The following is a 19,435-nucleotide window of genomic DNA, read 5'->3' on the forward strand; positions in this document are numbered from 1 at the left end:
GCATGGAAGGACTTCTGATCGACGTTAGGCCAATTCACGCTTTGAAAACACCAGTTACTCGACCAAAAAAATGCGTTAACATTTTTTCGGAGGGTTTACTTATGTCACAAGAGGCAGAGTCAGGGTTTTGGCCGCTTGTCGACTTTGTCGACGCTCTTGATAATCCGCTCGCCGAGTTCCTGCCTGTCGACGGTCTCGGTGTGCTCGATGAAATCCTAGTTTCAAGCGTCTGGACAGATCTCGATGAAAGCGGCTTCACCTTGGGTGCCGAGTTTCGCCTCGGTAGACTCGGCACGCTCGGCTTGCCAGGGCTTAGCCAATTCAAGCTGTCGCTAAATCCTGACGCACTGGCCGAAGGTCGTCTCTTCCTCGGCGACGATCCTTATCTCATGCTGAAGGATATCGAGGTCTCACTTCAGGTCGCACCTGAAATACTCCGCGACGCAAATGGGAACGGCTCGGTTATTTCAGCAGAGTGCGGGGTTCGGTTCGACCGAGAGGGATTTCACTTTTTAAGCTTTGGTGAAGTTTCGCTTGCCAATGCACGGATCGCCGGGACGGAGATCGCGGTTACGCTGAACGAGATCCACATCGATCTGGCGGCAAGCGATTTTCTGAAGGTCCGCAGCGGCTTCATCACGCTTCCGATGCTGAAAGACTCTGCGGGCAACGCGCTTAAACTTGACGGCGAAGCTATCTCGATTGGGCGAGACGGACCGAGCGGAACCTTCGAGCGCGCGGCAGGGGCGCCCTTGGCCTTCAAGCTGGGGGATTTCGACTGCGAGATTGATGAGGCGCAAGTCCGCCTAGACCGCGGTCAGTTGGTCGACGTATCACTGACCGGTCGGCTGGACCTCCACAAGTTTTTGCAGGACGACGATAATGACGGATGGGTCGCCGTCGAATTCTCGATCGGCCCGAACGGACTATGTGCAGCACTGTCGCGCGACGTTCCACTTCTCGAGATGAAGCTGGATGGTCTGCTTGACCTTCAGGTGAATAGCATTCGGCTCGAGTCCGGCAGTGCGGCCAGGCCAACCGCGCTCTGGTTGTCGGGCAGCCTCACCCCGAAGGTCGACAGTATAGAGGGTAGTTGGCCAACACTTGAATTCGTTGATCTTGGCATCGACGCGCAGGGTGGAATCCGTCTGGCAAAGGGCGCCTCGATCGCTACCACACAGCCCTTTGTCCTGACCTGGAATTTCCTGAAGCTGACGGTGACGGCATTCAGCCTTCAACGCCCTGAGGATGCGCCTGCAGATCTCGAGCTACGCCTCAGCGCGGGCGTAGAGGTGATTGCCGGTCTTCCTGCCGGCGCTTCGGTAGATGGCCTGGTGGCTCGTTGGAGCAGCGCCAAGCCTGTGTCTGTCAGCTTTAACGGCATCGGCATCCATTTCGGCACGCCCGGAGGCTTCCAGTTCGCTGCGAGCGTCGCTTGGAACGAAAGCCGACAAGCGCTAACAGGTACAGGACATCTTGATATTCCGGCCCTCGACATACGGCTTGACGCAGTGATCGAGGCGGCAAAGGATCCGACGGAAGACACTAACACCTTGTTTCTTGCTGCCGAGGCCGAGCTAATCCCCGGCGGCATTCCAATCGGCACCAGCGGTCTGTCTTTATATGCTGTCTCAGGACTTCTGGCCTATAATCTCGCTCTCAAGCTTCCAAACAATAGCCCACGTCGGTTCTTTGATGCATTCATGGAACATCCCGTCGGCAGTTTCTCCGCTCCGACGAAGTGGAAAACATCTAAGGGATCCAACGCGCTGGGCCTAGGCGTCGTGATCGGGACTGCGGACGATGGTTGGCTGTTCTCAGCCCGTGGCGCGTTGATGGTCAGCTTCCCGGATCTGGCGATACTGCTGACCGCGACAGGGGATCTTTTGCGCGAGCGTCGGCGGCTCAACGATGGTGAGCAGGGAAATCTAGCAGCCGTTCTTGCGATACTCCCCGCTGAGCAGCTCTTGCGGCTAGATTTCGCCGCGCAATGGGCAAGTCCACCACTGTTTGAGACGCAAGGAGCCGGTGGAGGCGAGTTTCGGACGAATCGCCCGGGAGATTTCAAGATCTGGCTCGGCCAGAATCCATCCGTCGGTGCGCCCGTCTATGCGCGTGCGATCAAGCTCGGCTCAGAGTGGATGCTGAACTCGGAATACTGGTTCGGACTCGATGCGCGCAGGCAGGCGGAAGCGGGCTTCCGTTCGCGGTTCGAACTACGTGCCGGAGGGAGTGCAATCTATGCCGAGATTGTCGCGCATGTCGGTGGGGACGCCGTCCTGTCTTGGCGACCGGACCAATTCGAAGGTGGGCTTGTACTTCGGGGTAGAGCGAGGCTTGCCGCTGGTGGCCTATCGCTAACCATTGGCCTCGATGCTGGTGTTGATGTGCAGATCGATCGGCCGCTACTGTTTGAGATTTTTCTCAAGGCTTGCATCGAGATCGACTTGGGGTTCGACGAATTCGAGATATGTCTAGCTCATGCCTTCCGCTGGCGGAAAGACGAGCATCCCGAGTTACCAAGGATGCTTCATGGGCTCAGCGCTGTTCCTCGACACTGGGCACCCTTGGAGCAGCTTGCCAATGAGGTGCCGTTGGGCAACGGTATTGTTCTTCACCCTCTCTCCGTTGAGCCTAACGGTTCTGTTGATCTAGGAATAGTTCAGCCGCACAGCGAATTGGTGCTTGAGTTCTCAAAGAGCCTCTTCATCGCGCCATCGGTCTTGAACTCAGTGGCTCTCAACGATGTCGCCACGCCCTATCCGCAAAGCATCGGATCGAAGTCGGGGTGGATGGCGAAGTGGTCGTTGGAAGGCCTCGAATTGCTTGACCTCACCGATGGGAGGGCTGTGGACCTCTTTGGGACGTTCACCCGTTCTCCAGTGTCTGAGCCAGGCAGGACGTTTTCGCCGCGCCCCCCCAATACTGAACTCGGGTTGCTGTCGTCCCGGCGCTTTGGTCAGGACGGGTCGCTCGGTGGCGGCGGTGCCGAGAATGCCCCCCCGATAGACTGCACACCAAAGGAAACTGAGGTGACGGTCTGCCTTCCTCTCCGGGGATTGCAAGGTGGCTTCGGTCTTCTGCCGAACGGATGGCTTTATCTTTGGCGGCAATATCAAAATCCGGAACTGCGCGACAATCGCTACGGGGTGGGGCTGGCCCCCGAAGACGAGTTCAGTATCTGGCCGGACCCAGAGATTGACACACTCGACTTCACCATCGCGCCCTACCAGCCGAAGCAGCCCCCGGTTGCTGGCAGCGAAAAGAAGGTCAGTCTGAGTAACACGCCGCCTCTTAGGTTCTCAGACCGGAAGGTAATGCTGCTCGAGGTGTGTTGGAAGGTCCTTCTTACGGATGCGGATGGCCCCTATCAAAATTGGACTGGGTCTTCGGGAACCGAGGAATGGACCGACAAGGCCCAAAAGCAGCGGCTGCTCATCCCCGGCCACACCTACATGTTGAATGTCTCAATGTCTGGGCAACGGATGCGGCACAACGGAAATTCTGGCGCGCCGGCAATCTATCAGCGTAGCTATAGCTTTACTGCCGGCCGGGCGCCGGACTGGAATGGCGCGCTCAGCCGTGCGGTCGAGGCACACTATCCCGAGGATGGGAGGCGCCCGGTCTATCGACATTACGATCTCATCGTAGAGTTCAAGGACAGTTACTTCAGGGCGCTCTATGATCTCGACGATCGAAAGCTCGGCGTCAGACTTAGGGATGCCAATGGCTTGCCTATCACCACAGCAAATGGCGAAGTGCTTCTGCCAGTGCAGTGGGAACTTGGGATAGCTCGTGCAGCACCAGCGGAAGAGTGGTGGCGTAAGAGTAGGCTGAACCAAGTGCTGCACCCATGCGAGCCGATCAATCCGCCTGAACCGGGCGAGGTTGTATTACCAATCGCGCTGATAGACCTAAATCTTACGCCACACATGAGGTATTTCGCCGAAATCGTCGCGGTTGACAACGGATCGACTCCTCAACAGTTTACTCCGGCGCTTGCAAGCTGGAGTTTCACAACGTCGCGCTATCGTACGTTTGAAGAAATGATGAGGCCGCCGCCATCAGTGCCTGTCAGCGGCGCTTTTCAGCAGCATCCTGCTACGGACCGACAATTCGACAGCCTTGCGAAGTCTTTCGGTGTTCCGGTGGTTCATCTCCCGACAGAGCCGGCTATGACACCGGTCAGGGTCGGCAAGAATCTTGTCTATGTACTCATCGAAGCGCCGGAACCAATGGACGACGAGGCTGGAAGGCTGACGATCACCATCGAAAACCAGGTAGCGGATTTGATCTTCAATCTTGATCGAACCCGCCTGATCGCAGCCCTTCCTGCCCCATTGGTTCTAAGCAATTCCGGTGTAATCGCTGTCAATCTGCTGTGGAAGGGCGGTCCTGCCGGAGCTCCGCGAGTCATGGTGCGTTCAATCAAAGGTCTGGTCGCGCAAGAAGAAGTCATGTGGCAGCTCCCGCTCGGAGGATTATTCTGATGGCGCCTCGACTGGAAATCCTTGCCAGAGAGAGGCCCATGCCATCCGGCCTCCAGCATGTCGTGGCCGTTCGCTGGGCCTATGACTCGAAATTCCCTTTCCCCGAGCAGGGGTTTTCAGTTGAATGCCGAACGACCACAGGCGTGCACAATCTCGTCACTAGCCACAAAATTCCTGGCGCAACGCAGCTGGGCGGCAGTGGCTATTGGACCATCGACCCTGTGCAGCTCGAGTTGGACCGACTGGAGCGGTCCGCCGTTAGTGCAGGTCCGGACCTGCCCAGTTCCTCCAACGCCGCCGAGTTAGCTCCTGCATTGACCTTCTTGCTTGCGAAGCCGGATCCGAACGCAATTTCCATGAATTTAGAGGCCGTTGGCAAGATGTTCGGCCACTCGCATAGCTACGATGTCGGTCTGGATCACCTTTATTGGCACGGAAAGCCGGTGCCAGACTACCCTACGCTGTTGCAGATGGAGTTTGGTGGCACGATCGAAAAAGCTACCTACCGGGATGTTGTGTTGCATTACCGGAAACGCACAGCAGAACACTTCAGATTGCTCGCGGCGCATTTCGGATTGGCGAAGTTCATTGGTTTAGGATTGGAGTGGCAATGCCCAGTTGATCCAACTGAGATCTCGAACTTTAAACTATCTGCGAATCTATCCGGAGCCAATGAATCAAGTATATCGAACCTTTGGATCCCCGGCTCGGACTGGCCTCCTGCGCCACATGTCGTTGGGGCTAGACAAGGAGAAACCCTGGTCGGCTATCCGGCATTCGGTCGCTTCTTCGGGGACGCAGCGACATGGCGGCCAGTTCGCCCCAAAGTTGACCCTTCAGCACCTCCAGAGCATGCTGACTTGTTCGACGATCTGGTCCTAAGGGGAAGTCGTGGGCCAAGGATGTATCCCGCTCCCGTCGCGCAATTGCAGTGGAAGGAAAGTGAAGCCTTTAGCGGAGATGGTGTGCCTCTTCTCGCACGCGGCGCATATGCTTGGCGGATTGAGCGGCATGCGTTTGGTGCGGCATCGGCGCTAATGAATGCCGCGCCACCAATAGGTACCACCACCAGCTTCACACCATGTCATGATGGTGAATTCGTCGTAAGGTCCAAGGAACTACGCTTTGAGGATGACAGTGATGTCCCCTATGGCGAGGAGCCGCCTGAGGGATGGTACGCCTATCGTGTAGCCGGTATCGATGTGTTCGGGATCGCAGGCCCATTTTCCGACACCACTCCAGATGAAGCAAAAGTGCGCCTTCTGGATGTTTATTCGCCGCCGCCGCCGTCTGTTCGAATCTTGGCTGAGCGCATCGAGTTCGAAAAGGGTGCACCTGGAGCTGTCGAAGTCGAATTTGGATGGGATGCGCTCAAGGAATTCACGGCTCCCGACACAGCCGAGTTCCGCGTCCGACAGGTCTGGACTGCTGTAGAGTTCGCCGCCGTGATCATCGAAACCGTCGTTCCACTGACGGGCCCGGAGCTTGCGCTGAATAGCGTTCAGGTCGACGTCCGACTTCGCGATAGCGACGATACCCCCCTGCACGAAACCAAGATCAACAAATTCGTTGGTGGATCCCTCCTGACCCCGAACGGCGAGTTCGCTGTCCTAGGTGTTTCCGGGGCCTCGATGCTGCGCGTAAGGCGATCGGCCGGTCGTGCTCCCCCTCTTGGCGACGCATCTGTGCGCTACGCACAGATGCCGATAGAGGGCAAGACAGAGATTTTCGCACGTCGGTCGGCGATCACCGGAACTGTGCGGGTTGTCGTGGCCCGGCCACCGATCGTGGAACTGGTCGATGAATCGAACACGCCCATTCCCTTCTCGAACGGTAGAATCTACTTCCACGTTTTGGGTGAGAGCTTTGCAGTGCAGCCAGGGTCTGCGCCGACTGAGTTCGCAATTGTCCAGCCTGAAGAAGTCGAAAAGTCCGCTGCCGCAGCCTTTGAGGCCATCTGGTTTCTCCCCTCAGGTCAGATTGAGGCCCTTATGGACGGTTCGCCAGCGGTGTTCTTACCCGATAATGTCCAACCAGTTCTGCTTGAGCCCCCGGACGACTTCGTGACTGGTACGGTCCGCGTCATCGTCGTTTCTGCTGACGACGCACGCCAAGTGACTGGTCCAAACGGCATCGGAAATGAGAGTTCGGCAACTGACGCTGTTGCGGTGGCGATCGCGCATGCAGTTCCGAAAGGCATAGAAAATCTGGAGAAAATCTGGGCCAGAGACGCTGCAGAATATGCTGATTTGGCAGAAGTCTCGCTTATTTGGCCTGAGATTGTCGGCGCGGTTCGATACGACGTTGATAGAGCGCTCGAAGGCTCACTCGGGTGTACACCGGCGAGCGCCGACCAAGATCTTGTCGTCGCAGCTAGGCCGCAGGAAAACGCGGCTTTCGGACGGGTGAGTAGCAGCGTTTTTCTGCCGCGTTTCCGCGACCTTCTGCCTGGCCGGGCGCCAACGCGGGCAATCTATCGCGTCCGTGGTGTATCTGCGGCTGGAACTACCGGAGATTGGATTTTGGTCGCACTTGTACGCGTACCCGATGTGCGGATCCCGAGCCGCCCGAGTTTGTTGTTAGCAAGCCCAATTCCTAGTGATGAGCGGTCGATTGTTTGTACATGGACTGTCGCTGGGCATGATAAGGACTTCGGGTTCGTGATCGAAGTACGAGACCTCGAAACGGCTCCCGGCAAAGTAAGCCGCTGGCAGCGGTTGCTGGACCTCCTGCCGGGTAGCATCGAGCCGGACGCGACTGGTCGATTATCGGTGCGGGTCGGCAACCGGCCACCTGGACGATGGCAGGAACTCAGGATCTTATCCGTGCGCCATGCACTCGATCCCGATGATCCGCGCGCAATACTGACTCGCCGGATTGAAGGAGAACCCTCGAATGTCTTGCGCGTACGCGCAGATGGCGACCTTCGCCCAGTGCAAGACCTGCGGGTCTCGATTTCGGCTAATGGACGCGCCGAGTTGCACTGGCGCAATTCCGATCGCTACGAGGGCTTGGAATTGCGCGCGCGGCCGCCCGGCCGCACCGGCTTTGAACGTAGTCAGATTGACAGGAACGCCCAAACTGCGTCGTGGGTGCTCACGATCCCAGGAGTCTGGACCTTCGAAATTGCCGCAATGACAGAGGGGCGGCGGGCTGTCTCGCAAGCTGTCTCGATTGAATGGATAAAAAAATGACAAATGCGCTCGGGTTGCTTCGATTTCGCGCGCCGCTAGATAAAGACGACCGCGCTAAGGTGCTCAACCCAAGCGTTACATCTGGTAACGGAACGGCATTGCCGATCGATTCGATCACAGTCGCTGGCGGCTGGCCAAATCCACTTGTTAGTCCTCCGCAACTCCGTCCAATCTTTCCCGGCGCGATGAGGTTCGTAGCGAGAGATCCCCTTCAGGCGCCGTCTCTCGACCAGGTAGAAGCGAATACTTCAAACGGTATTGTCAACAGTGCGTACCTCGAGACGCTACAACTCGTTGGCACGATCATCGTGCGCCTGCAATCGCAGCCTCATACCAAAGAGATGGAAAGGGTAGGAACAATCCGCGCAATAGGCGAATCCCCTCGGATCGCCATCTATGGGCCCGTCAAACTTTCCGAACGTTTCCTCCGCGAGGCCATTCTTGACGGAGCGGCCGGATTGAAGGCTGGAAGCTTCTACAAAAACCTTGTCAAGGTGAACCCGGGGGATACCGACTGGCAGCCGCTTGCCCTCTATTACTTCCTTCGCGGCACATACGAGCCAATTTTAAGAGCACAGGCAGCACTAGACAAGGACGACGCCCAGCGACTGCCCATGCCTGAACTGATTACTGAGCAGTTGCCCGCGACCGGTTTTACATTCAACTTGAACATCACGCTTGGCTGGCTGCGCGACCCAGCTCACAAGCCCATTGCACCGACCGATCCCCAGCTCGAAACCATACCGGTGACGACATTCCTGAGGCATATTGGAAAGGAGGGGATCCGAGAAGAGATTGATTTCGACGCGTCGCTCGTTGCGCTCTTCCAAAACGAAACCAGTAGCAGGCTTTGGGAAGATCGTCTGAATGCCTTACTGCACGGCATTGGCTTTGGCGCAAGTGACGGAAGCCTGCCTCTAGACCAAACTCTCCGAGAGTTTCAGATCAGCGCGGCCGCTGATGTTATTGCCACTCCAGTTGTCCCGGCTACCCCTCTAGACGGATGGAAGTTCGGCGATTTGATCGCTGTTGCTAATCCTGATCGCTACCTCGGCGCAATCAGCGGGCGAGCGAACTCTAAGACTCGGTCGCTTGTTGCGCTCTGGCATGGTGAGGGCTTTCGATCTCCTCTCTTTATTGTTGCTTATAATTCAAACGATCTGGGACCCAATCAGCGTCCGCCTGTTGGCGCGATACCCGTCAGGAACGATATTTGGTCGCGCTACGAGGCCAAGGATGAGTCGCTACGAATGTTCGCTGCTGACTTCACTCGCTTGGCGCCTGGAATGACCATGACCCAAGCTCAGCTCGAGCCAATTGGGTCATATGTAAAAAATAACCCCAGCGTCACCATTGGAGGACCGCGGACAGGGCGGCCATCGGCGGTCAATCGCGTTGAATTTGCCGAGGTGACGCCGGAACGATTGCTGAGCATTCCGCAGGCAGACTTAATTCTCGCGACGTTGCCGGGTGCCAACGATCCAATGCGGAGCATTGCTTCAACGTTCAAGGTGATCAGGGCTGTCGCTGAAATCGAGTGTAGGGGCTATCTCGACCAAATCAACGCCTACGACAATGCTGGGCTCTCTTATGGGCCCTGCCACTGGGCGATGGCCGGAGCTATCAAAAAGCCCACTGGAGCGACTGAGCTAGGCGCTTTGGCAGCCTACCTCCGATATCTGGATCTCGCTGGTGTTGTTTCCGGTGCAGACATCTTCAAGCCCCAGGGATTGGCTGCGAATTTGGTGGATGAGACCAGCTTTGCCAAAGTAGCAGCCGCATCTGCAGCGGGCCGGCATCTCGCACAACTCTGCTATCTCGACGATCGTGGTAAACCGCGCCCCATAAAGAATGGGGGCGACGTTGAATTCCAGATCCCGAGTTGGAGATCCTTTTACCGATGGGTGCGTTTGGGTCGAGAGCATCTAAGAATCGGCGAGGCGACTTGGCGCATGGCTGTCCGCCGCCTGCACAGCTTGTCACGCGTCCCTATCGTTCTTGTTACCGGGATCACCGGGCAGCCAGAACAACGGATCACACTTGGAGAAGTGTTCCACAGTGAGCTGGCGATGGCACAGCTCATGCGCTGGCATGTCAAGATTCCTGGCGCGGTGGTCGTCGGAAGCGGACAGTCCGAGAAGGCAAGTGGCTACATTACCGATGCCTACAAGGCTGCGGCAAACGAAGCTTCACAGCTGTCGAGTGACGATTTTGCGCAATCTCTCGTCAAGGCACTGCGCGTCCAACTGGACAAGTTTGTTGCAGATACTGGCACGGCGCATGACGAGCTGCCTGGAAATTTCGACGAAATAGCGGGCCCAACCTGGATCGAAGGTGACACGAGCAACCCTTATGCCTTCGGGCTCGATCCGAGGCTTCGTACACTAGCGTATAGTGCGCGGTCGTTTCACCTCGCTCCTTTGCGAGATGAGCCGCAATCTGCCTGATACTCAGCCTTTCTGGAACTGTCAGTATATCAATCGATAACTCGAGTATCCATTCAGTGTGGATGGGAGCGCGCATCACCCTCGAAGCTGCTTTGATTGTTCTGACAATTGGCGGCTGTACGAGGAAACCCGAGCAGAGCGCTCGCATCCAGTTTCCTATCCTCCGCCAATTCAGTCCCTGAGTGGGCACTGCGTTTACGCCATCACTCGATACCAGCGTCTGAAGCAGCCGGGATTTCGATCCCATGATCCGCACTTCACCCTCGGCAACTTCGACGCGCTGGGCGAGTGCGCGGAGATGGTCACGGCGATAGCCGCCGCCTTCTAGGCGGATGCGCTGACGCGCAGCTTCGGCGAATTTGCTCAGCATCTCCGGCGTAACGGCCTTGCTTCCGGCGTTCTGGAGCATGGCCTGGGCGCGTTCGGCGTCAGCCTTGGCCTGATCGCGGATGGCTCTCAGGCCGAGGATGCGGTCCTTCAGCGCCGGGTCGTCCAGATCGGCGACGCCGGCCTCTATGGCGTCATAAAGCCGCCTGAGGCGGGCTTCAGACTCGGCTGCACGCCTGTTCAACTCGGAGATATGCTCGCGCTGGCGCTCGGATCGCTCCTGCCTCCGATCAAGCACTGTGGCGAGAATCGTTTCCAGCCGCTCCGGCTGGAGCAGGCGTTCCTCCAGATGACTGGCAACCAGATCGTCCAGCTTCTCCATCGGCATCGCCATGCCGGTGCATGCGGTCGGCCCCTGCCGCGCCTTCATGGAGCAGGCGTAGTAACGGTAGCGTCCGCCCTTGCCGGTGCGGATGGTCATGGCGCCGCCGCACTTGGCGCAATGGATCAGGCCGGTGAGCATGGTCGGGCCGCTGGTCACGGCGGATGGCGTCACCATGGGATGTCGCGCCTTGAGGAGCATCTGCACGGTGTCGAACGTGTCCCGACTGATGATCGGCGGCACCGGCACGACAACGATCTCGCTGACCGGCTTCAGCTCCTTGGTCTTGAACCGCTTGTTGAACTCATGTTCGCCCATATAGGTGCGGCGGGTTAGGATGCGGTGGACTTGCCCAATGCCCCAGCGCCCACCATCGCGGGTGAAGATGCGCCGCTTGTTCAGATAGGAAACGATGTTCTTGACGCCCATCTGGCCGGTGGTGCCGTCGCCTTCAAGGGCGAGCCGATAGATCAGCCGCACGGTCTCGGCGTGGAGCGGGTCGATCTCCAGCTTCTTCTTGGTCTTCGCCCCGCGCTGCTCGGCCGCGACGGTGCGATAGCCGATCGGCGGCAGGGCGCCGTTCCAGAAGCCTTGCCGGGCATTCTCCTTCAAGGCCCGCATCACATGCTTGGCGTTCTCCTTCGACTGATACTCGTCGAACAGCGCCATGATCTGCCGCATCATGACGTGCATGGGGTCATCCCCCATTTCCTGCGTGATCGAGACCAGTTTGACGCCGTTCTTCGCCAGCTTGCGGACGTAGAATTCAAGCTCGAAGTGATCGCGGAAGAAGCGGCTGAACGAGTGGACGATCACCACGTCGAAGGGCGCGGGCTTGGACGTGCCCGCTTCGATCATCCGCTGGAACTCGGGGCGGCGGTCATTGGTGGCCGATGCGCCCGGCTCCACATAGGTCTCGATCAACTGGTAGCCGCGCGCGGCGCACCAGGCTTCCCCCTGGCGTCTCTGGTCGGGAATTGAGACATCGTGCTCGGCCTGGCGCACCGTCGAGACGCGCAGATAGAGGGCGGCGCGCAAGGGTGCGGTCATGACTGGCATCTCCCGAGAGGATCAGGTGTCCGGGCCGAGCAGATCATCGAACAGGTCACCGAACCAGCGCTCGAAAACATCGATCTCGGCCTCTGTGATCGGCACAGCTTCGGGCCAGTCGCGGTGACGATCCAGGTTGCGGGATCGCGCTTCGGTGGTCGCCCCGTAAACGGCCACGGATAACCCAGCAGGGCCTCAAGCGCGGCGGATGCGCCGGAAGGGGGAGGTCGTCGCGTTCTGGCCATGACGCCAGCTTCGCCCGGGACCGCGCGCGGACGAAGGGCCGATATCCACGCCACAGCACACCTTTTCGCCCCGCGTCGCGTGACGCTCGAACAGCGGGGGCGATGCACATCATGGCTCACTCCCTTTCCGGCTCGCCCGCGGCGACGCGGCCAGCCCGAGGAAGACGATCATCGCCTGATTGAGCCGGACCATGTCCTCGTCATCCAGGCGACCGACCTGCTGCCCGAACTTCGCCTTCCGAACCGTCGTGATCTTATCGACCATCAGGCGGCAGACCGCGCGCAGGCCATTTCTCTCGTTCGGCTGGACAACCAGCCGGAACAGCGGGGCCTCCGTCTCGTCGGTGGTGAAGGCGCAGATGGTGAGGGAGTCCGTTCCCTCGAAACTGTCGTCCTGCACGATGACCACCGGGCGCGGCTTTCCGGCGTAATCCTGTCCTCCGGCAACGGTCCATACTTCGCCGCGCCTCATTCGTGGCCCCAGTCGGACACGGCATCGATGAAGGCCTGATCATCGCCGGCCTGTTCGCTCGATGCGACAGCCAGCGACTGGCGCCGCGCTTCCGCTCGGAAGGCGGGTGCCCGTACATCCGGCACCCAGATTTGGATCGGCCGAAGCCCCTGGGCGCGCAGTCGCGCGCGATGCTCGCCGACCTTCACGCGCGAGGACTTGGGCCTGGGTGCGGATGACATGGCAGCCTCCTCATAAGTTACATGTAACTAGCATGGGGATGCCCTTCTGACCAGTCCATCCGGATGGAAAACGGCTTCTGCAGGGCTCCCGAAGGCTGAGAGCTATGGCGCACATTCGGCGGACCGTTGTGCGGCCGATGCGCCGAGTCGGTGCATGAGGGCCGCTATGCAACAGGAGATCGCGGCGACACGGAATTGACCAACGAAGCGTTCGCCCGGATCAAGATCGATCAACTCCTGACGGATGCCGCATGGCGCCTGACGGACGGTCGCAGCGTCAGATATGAATACCCGCACGATGACGGCGGCCGGGCGGACCATGTGCTGTTCGATCGCCTCGCCATTCAGGCGGGGACGCTTTCGCCGAGCATCTGCCACATCTTCCATGCTACCGCGTGCCGCGCGCCGGGCGTCGCTTTCAGGATGAAAAGCGGGTGACCACTTTTTCGGGGGAGGATCAGCTGGGTCAGCCTTCTGCGCCGGGATGCTCTGGCTCCCAAGGGAAGGCGGCCTGTGACATCTGCTTCCGCCAGACCTTTGTGCTTTGCTGTGCCATCCACATGGCATGATAACGGCCTCCGGCCGTCATCAGGTGCGCATGGATGCCGGATTCGGTCAGGCGTCCGTCCTCAATGACGAGGATGCGGTCGGCCCGCACGATGGTGGACAGGCGATGCGCGATGACGATCACCGTCTTCTGCCGCACGAGCGCATCGATGGCGGCCTGAACCTCATGCTCGCTTTCCAGATCGAGCGCGGCGGTCGGCTCGTCCAGTATGACGATGGGGGCATCTTTCAGAAGAGCGCGGGCGATGGAGATGGGCCACTTCTCGCGCCAGATCACCGAGCTCGCCCTTCTCCACCCCATGCATGCCGGCTGACGATGTGGAGGCGCCGCCCTGCGGCGTCTCCCCCTCTCTTCGCGCGTGCAAAATGGGGAGCCTCACATGGGACAGGGAAACAGGCGCCGACGGAGCCGCAAGCAGGCCGCGAAAGATTGCGCCCTTATTCGCGACTGCGTGCTCTATGCGCAGGCCGTGGCAGCGCTCAAGGCCGGCTATGAGGCCGATCCGGATACAGATGGGCGCTATGCTGGCGCCCTTGGCATGAGGCATCTGCGGCGCGCCGAACGGGCGCTGGAGCGCATCGCAGGGCGCGAGGCATGCACATCGTCCGGCCTTGAGGCCAAGGCGCGCATTCTGCCGGTGATCGTTTCGCGCCGCATGGGCCTGCTCTCGGATCTCGAAGCCACGCTGATCGCCCGCTTTGCGGACGAGGTCCGGGGCGACCTTTGCCTGCGACGGGCGGGCGGTAGCCGGCTGTAAGCTCACGCCTTCTTGCGCCCGCGCTTCAGCGACACGGGAGGCGTCGCCCCTTCAGCCGGCAGGCGCACCAGATCGCACAAGGTCACGTCCAGAACCTGAGCGAGACGATCCAGAAGGTCGATGGTGGGGTTTTCCACCCGTCGCTCAATGCCGCCCAGATACGCCCGGTCGATCCCGGCATCCGCCGCCAGGCGCTCTTGCGACAATCCCCGCTCAACCCGCAGGGCCCGCACATTCCAGGCCAGAACGGCACGTCCCTTCATGGGCGCGCATGCTGGCGATTACGGCGCCTATTAAACCACTGTCCATACCCATCATTAATCGCTAGCTTCGCCACAACTGAAAGGCGCATGGACGCCGCACGTCGCATGGCACAGCATCCCTCCTTCCTCGTCACGGGACGCACCCGTCTCGTTCCCCACACCACCTGGCGCGGCACCTACATCGCTCTCCAGGTGGAAGCCCTCGCCCCCGACGGCCCCGTCTGGCGCACGCCAACTGCGGCCGATCTCGGCGACATCGAGAACCGTTTTCCCGGCTGGGACGCGCAGATCTGCAAAGGCTTCGCCACCTACCGCTTCATGCACCACAAGCCTTGGCTGGAGCTGGCCTTCCGTGCGCTGCAATTGCCGAACGGCAAGGGCGGCTGGCGCTTCGCCACGCTCGAAGACCTCGCCTGGCTGTCTCCCGCAGCCAAACAGGCTCACTGAAGGGCAGCGCCATGCATGTTCGACTGGTTCATCCCCTCACGGGAGCTCGCACGCGCGTCGGCATCGGCTTCAACTGGCCGATCCTCGCCCTGGGCTTTGGCCTCTGGCTCTGCTGGATGGTGCTTTTCCTGGCCCTTCGGTCGCGGGGGCGGCCTGCGCAATTGTTCAGCCATGGGCACTCTCTGGGAGCTTGCATCCAATTTAGCGTTACTTTGGCATTTTTGGGTCTGATCGGCCCGAGACAGTGCGGACATCGTATTCCCGGTGACGGTTCGAGCCCGGCGATGATGGGCGCGCGGATCGCTGGCGGGTTGGGCTGGGGCGGCGGACCCTGGTTTCTTTCTTCCCGCTTCGCCTGCCTGAGGCGGCGGGATTGGAGGAAGGCGCATGCGATAATGGTCGTGAGCGCATACCGGTGAAGCCCCGTCCATGATCGTCGCTAGAAGAGATCGAGGCCGAGTTCCTCCTTCAGTTGCTGATGCGCCTCCTCGAAGATCCAGCGAGCTTTGATCGCGCCAGCCAGGCGCTTGAGCGGTGTGCCAGCCGGCAGGTTCGAGAGAGAGCATTTGCGCTCCCTATTCGAGCGGCGCTCGCCGATCAGCCAGGCCTCTTCGCCCGGCAGATGCTGCTGTCCCATGACGCCGATGCGCTGTGGTGGCACGTCCGCCAGCTTGATCCGCACGGCAGCGAAGCGGGCCCTCAGTGGCCCCTTGGTGCCACGTCGCTAAATCAACGCGCGCCAGCGTGCCGTCGCCAACCTCTTCTCCGCCGAGACCGTGGTGAAGATCATGTGGAGTGGCTTACACGCCTCGGAAGAGGCGGGTGCGGAATTGTGAAAATTCCACAAGCTCCAGAGCGCTAAACCACACCAAATTTCTTAATAAACTGTGGATCACATTTGATGACGAGACGCACCGCGACAATGCAAGAGTCGCTCGCAATCGTGAAGCTCTTCAACAAGTTAAAAAAGACCTAGTTCCAAGAGCAGCTTGGAAGAATGAAAAAGACAAGATGCCCTTGTGTTATGGGATCGAAAAGGCAATATCCAGCCCCCTCGCAACTATTCAATCAGAGCAAGAGCTTCGTCATATGCCATAGCCTTTAGAGCGCTACCCCTCTGATTAAGGTGGGTCTGGTCAAAATGTAGACCCCTTTGGAACGCGACCTCCTGCGGACCGAAACACATCGGCAAATCTATTAACGGCACATCATTCTCCGCGGAAAGCTCTCTAATGACGTCGGCGTAGGCTCGCTGCGCCTCCTCGGGCGCCCCTCGGAGAGCCCGGGCTACAGGCACAACAAGGATTACATCACTAGCCTTTCCCCACTCGGATATTACTCTCTGGTAATTACGGCGAAAATCCGCCAACGGCGACTTATGCGCAATATCATTAGTTCCTATGTCAATAATTATCCCGTCCGGCTTTATATTCGAGACAGAGCGGAATGGACTCCACGGCTCTTTATCCATCGACCAATAGTCAATTTTAGCTCCGCAAACTCCGAGATTAGCCACCTCAAAGTCTGGTGACCAGCTGTCATGCGGGCTTATCCGCAGTATACCTACCTGTCCTCTCTGTCCGCTATGCCGAATAGAAATGCAGTGGTACCCTGCAGACACTTTCCACTCCCGCTGCACCAACGCGTTTGGCCCCTTTGTGTTAATACGATCGACTAAGGTTCCATCAATTTCCAAATCGAATGTACCTCGAGTGGGAGCCTGACAATAGGCAATATTTAGATCGCTAAAACACAATTCCGGTTTAAACTGGAGCACATCATCGCCTGAATCAGCCAAATAATAACCACCGCTGAGGCCGGCGCCAGCAGCTTTCCAGCCGATGCCCAATTTAACGCGCGGGTCGTAATATTCGTACTCGCCCCCTGTACCGGAATTCCCAAAAATGCCATCGGCATGCGCGTTAACTCCACGAGCCCTTAAAAGGAGTGACAACCGCACAGGTGCTGAATACCTTCTGGCATCTACGAAACCAGTGCCATCTATGCCGCAACCATGGCCAGCGACATTGCTATCTCCAACAATGGCCAATAGACATGGCGCTGTTTTGCCTCTCACACTCTGGAATGCATTTGCAAGTCGACCCGTGTTCCTACTCTTAAAGTTTTGAAGGTAAGGCTTCTCGCCAGCATGTTCATAAGACTTCATTCTCTCACCCATCTAATATCATGCCGAGCGAACGACCAGCATTGCTGACAAATGCTTTGCCGACGGCAATCGCGGCTCAATCGGAGGGATGATACACAATTAGTTACCTTTTGATCAAGCTTCGCCGCCTTCATCAACCTCTACTCAGCTACAGCGACGGAGCCCAGTGCCACCCCGGTTTGTACCGCCCCGGCTTTGCCGGAGGCCCCATTCCTGAGAGGATGGCGCCATGACGAGCAAGACGACGAACAAGTTCGCGCCTGAGGTGCGCGCTCGCGCAGCACGGATGGTGCTGGACCAAGAGGCCGAACACCCTTCGCCGTGGCAGGCGTTCGTGTCAATTGCGGCGAAGATCGGCCGCTCGGTGCACTCACTAAATGAGTGGCTGAAGAAGGCCGAGGTCGATGCCAGCAAGCGGGCAGGCGTGACGACGGATGTGTCGGCGAAGCTGAAGGCTCTTGAGCGCGAGAACCGCGAGCTACGGCAGGCGAACGAGATCCCGCGCAATGCATCCGCTTATTTCACCATGGCGGAGCTCGACCGCCGGTCGAAGACATGATCGCGTTCATCGATGATCATCGCAGTGCGCATAGGGTCGAGCCGATCTGCAAGTTGCGGCCGATCGCACCGTCGACCTATCATGCGCATGTCGCTCGGCAGCTTGATCCGTCGAAGTGCTCGGCACGGGCGCTAGGGGACAAGGTTCTGCCCCCCCCCCGAGAGCGCGTGTTCGCCGAGAACTTCGAGGTCTATGGAGCACGCAAGGTCTGACGACAGATGATGGCTTCAGAAACTCCCTTGCGCTTCATTCCACCTCGCCATAGCCTGCGCTCCAAATCCTAGCGCAATCCTCAGAACCACACACTTATCAGTCCGCAACTCCACCAAATTGACGTTAAGTGGAGAGCTTAGCAAAATGACTGCCCGAACAGATAACTTCTGCCAAGGCATCGAGCCCGTCGGAACAAAAAATAGCAGTGGCATCTGCACGAGGCACATCAATTGCATTTAATTTTGGCTTCAGATTCAAGTCTCCAGAATAGGAAATAAACCCCTCTATACTACTGAAAAATGGGGGTTGAAACGGATGGGGTGTTTGGAACCCGATATCAAATACCTGCGCTGGATGCACAACTGATACTGAAGAGGTCAAAAACCCGTTAGTCAACGGCTGAAAGCGAACAATGCTACGGTCATTATTAATATCTAAAATGACTATACAAACTTCTCGAAGCCCTCTCTATTCTTAAATCGCAACATACCCCAACATTGGGATGAGTTTATATACAATCCGAGACAAAATATTTCTTCATTCGATCGCATTGACTCTCCCCGCCTAATCACGTTGAACTCACACTCAATTAGACTTGATTTAAATTCAACTTTCTCAGATGAATCGCTTACTCCATAAACGACCGAGAAAGGTGCACTGGAATACCCCCCGCACGCCTCTAAATCTTCTGTATTGCGCGCCCCCAACACTGCCCCAATCTGAAACAAAATATCTGTTCGCAAATGACAATTGTCGACAAAAATACGAGCATTTACCGGATACTTTTCGCAAAAATGTGTTAGAATTGAATCGATAGCGATAAAATGCCCATTAAAATTGGAAACCACCTCTTGTTGGAAGAGCCTAATTCTGTTTGGATTACTCCATAGCCGTTCTGTGGGCAATTGCAACAACACTACCTTCGATAGGTGCACGGTATATTCAATAAATTCTATATACACATTTTATTAAAAAAAATCCGGAGACCCGAGCTTTGAAGAGAACGAATCATCATTTTGTGTTGTGTCTAGCACTATATAATCGTAGCTATTATTCTGCATTTTATATAAAAAATCGAGAAGGTTGAGTAAAGGGGCGCCTCCAAGTGACAGTCTTGTAACGGAGCCTGGGTAAGTAGACTTAAATCCATCAAACCACCCGCCTTTGATGATCGAATTTGAAGTACATAACACACATACACTCATGCTAACTCACCCCGCCTAGGCGCACCATCTTTCCCTAAAGCGGCAGAATAGCCCAAATGCGCCCACATGGAAGACGAAATGAACCGCCCCTAGGTTCCTGGACGCCTTTTTCTCTAAATTTTGAGGCGAAGAGGCCCCGATGGGCAAAGCGAACTTCACCGAGGACTTCAAGCGCGACGCAGTCCTTCAGATCACCGAGCGGGGCTATCCGGTTGCGGAGGTGGCGGCGCGGCTGGGGATCAGCAAGTACTCGCTCTACGAGTGGAGGAAGCGGTACGGCAAGCCTGCCGCCGTGGCCCGCGATGACGATCAGGCTGCCGAGGTCCGCCGGCTGAAGCGCGAGCTGCAGCGCGTGAAGGAGGAGCGCGACATCCTAAAAAAAGCCGCGGTGGGTTCAACCGGTCAGGGCAACATGATGGATTTCATGA

At 57.9% G+C, this 19,435-nt stretch carries 12 protein-coding genes, 3 pseudogenes and 1 other annotated feature; of the genes and pseudogenes, 7 read left to right on the forward strand and 8 right to left on the reverse strand.

Going from position 1 to position 19,435, the window contains the following annotated elements:
- The first annotated feature begins 2 nt into the window (after positions 1-2).
- On the forward strand, positions 3-4,490 hold the full coding sequence (locus tag J5J86_RS00695) for a hypothetical protein (RefSeq protein WP_209103004.1): 4,488 nt from the start codon (positions 3-5) through the stop codon (positions 4,488-4,490).
- A 38-nt stretch (positions 4,491-4,528) separates the two neighbouring features.
- Positions 4,529-7,684 (forward strand): hypothetical protein, encoded by a 3,156-nt coding sequence (locus J5J86_RS00700; protein WP_209103005.1) that lies wholly within the window; start codon positions 4,529-4,531, stop codon positions 7,682-7,684.
- Between the two features lie 2,226 nt (positions 7,685-9,910).
- On the opposite strand, the gene J5J86_RS00710 is transcribed toward J5J86_RS00700, so the two are convergent.
- The 4 genes from J5J86_RS00710 to J5J86_RS00725 all read right to left on the reverse strand — a co-directional run bounded on the left by J5J86_RS00710 (position 9,911) and on the right by J5J86_RS00725 (position 12,828).
- Positions 9,911-11,890 (reverse strand): recombinase family protein, encoded by a 1,980-nt coding sequence (locus tag J5J86_RS00710; RefSeq protein WP_247657842.1) that lies wholly within the window; start codon positions 11,888-11,890, stop codon positions 9,911-9,913.
- A gap of 21 nt (positions 11,891-11,911) precedes the next feature.
- Complete coding sequence (locus tag J5J86_RS00715) at positions 11,912-12,067, reverse strand: hypothetical protein (protein WP_247657844.1); 156 nt, start codon at positions 12,065-12,067, stop codon at positions 11,912-11,914.
- A 177-nt stretch (positions 12,068-12,244) separates the two neighbouring features.
- Entirely contained in the window at positions 12,245-12,607 is a 363-nt protein-coding gene (locus tag J5J86_RS00720) for a type II toxin-antitoxin system PemK/MazF family toxin (RefSeq protein ID WP_209103007.1), read from the reverse strand.
- Entirely contained in the window at positions 12,604-12,828 is a 225-nt protein-coding gene (locus J5J86_RS00725; RefSeq protein ID WP_209103008.1) for an antitoxin MazE family protein, read from the reverse strand. Before J5J86_RS00725 ends, J5J86_RS00720 begins: the two co-directional genes overlap by 4 nt.
- 195 nt (positions 12,829-13,023) lie before the next feature.
- On the opposite strand from J5J86_RS00725, the gene J5J86_RS00730 reads away from it, so the two are divergent.
- Complete coding sequence (locus J5J86_RS00730; RefSeq protein ID WP_209103009.1) at positions 13,024-13,266, forward strand: hypothetical protein; 243 nt, start codon at positions 13,024-13,026, stop codon at positions 13,264-13,266.
- Between the two features lie 28 nt (positions 13,267-13,294).
- On the opposite strand, the gene J5J86_RS00735 is transcribed toward J5J86_RS00730, so the two are convergent.
- Positions 13,295-13,672: a hypothetical protein gene (locus J5J86_RS00735; RefSeq protein WP_209103010.1), complete on the reverse strand. Its 378-nt coding sequence runs from the start codon at positions 13,670-13,672 to the stop codon at positions 13,295-13,297.
- A gap of 103 nt (positions 13,673-13,775) precedes the next feature.
- Here J5J86_RS00735 and J5J86_RS00740 point away from each other — a divergent pair, with 103 nt between their 5' ends.
- On the forward strand, positions 13,776-14,153 hold the full coding sequence (locus tag J5J86_RS00740) for a hypothetical protein (RefSeq protein WP_209103011.1): 378 nt from the start codon (positions 13,776-13,778) through the stop codon (positions 14,151-14,153).
- A 2-nt stretch (positions 14,154-14,155) separates the two neighbouring features.
- Here the strand turns inward: J5J86_RS00740 and J5J86_RS00745 are convergent, their stop codons facing one another.
- Positions 14,156-14,416, reverse strand: a complete 261-nt coding sequence (locus J5J86_RS00745) for a helix-turn-helix domain-containing protein (RefSeq protein WP_209103012.1) — start codon at positions 14,414-14,416, stop codon at positions 14,156-14,158.
- 87 nt (positions 14,417-14,503) lie between these two features.
- Between J5J86_RS00745 and J5J86_RS00750 the strand changes: the two genes are divergently transcribed.
- Positions 14,504-14,863, forward strand: a complete 360-nt coding sequence (locus tag J5J86_RS00750) for a hypothetical protein (protein WP_209103013.1) — start codon at positions 14,504-14,506, stop codon at positions 14,861-14,863.
- A gap of 304 nt (positions 14,864-15,167) precedes the next feature.
- Here the strand turns inward: J5J86_RS00750 and J5J86_RS24360 are convergent.
- Both J5J86_RS24360 and J5J86_RS00760 read right to left on the reverse strand, forming a co-directional pair.
- Positions 15,168-15,632: pseudogene (locus J5J86_RS24360) on the reverse strand (IS701 family transposase); the annotation flags it as partial.
- A 291-nt stretch (positions 15,633-15,923) separates the two neighbouring features.
- A complete protein-coding gene (locus J5J86_RS00760; protein ID WP_209103015.1) occupies positions 15,924-17,030 on the reverse strand; it encodes an SGNH/GDSL hydrolase family protein in 1,107 nt (368 codons plus the stop codon).
- 229 nt (positions 17,031-17,259) lie between these two features.
- Between J5J86_RS00760 and J5J86_RS24365 the strand changes: the two are divergent.
- Positions 17,260-17,798, forward strand: a pseudogene (locus J5J86_RS24365) (IS3 family transposase); the annotation flags it as partial.
- Positions 17,544-17,660: a sequence feature (AL1L pseudoknot), on the forward strand. Its footprint overlaps the pseudogene before it by 117 nt.
- Before the next feature lie 1,348 nt (positions 17,799-19,146).
- A pseudogene (locus tag J5J86_RS00775) lies at positions 19,147-19,435 on the forward strand (transposase); the annotation flags it as partial.

This window comes from Aquabacter sp. L1I39, from assembly GCF_017742835.1.
In the GTDB taxonomy this organism is placed as follows: Bacteria; Pseudomonadota; Alphaproteobacteria; order Rhizobiales; family Xanthobacteraceae; genus L1I39.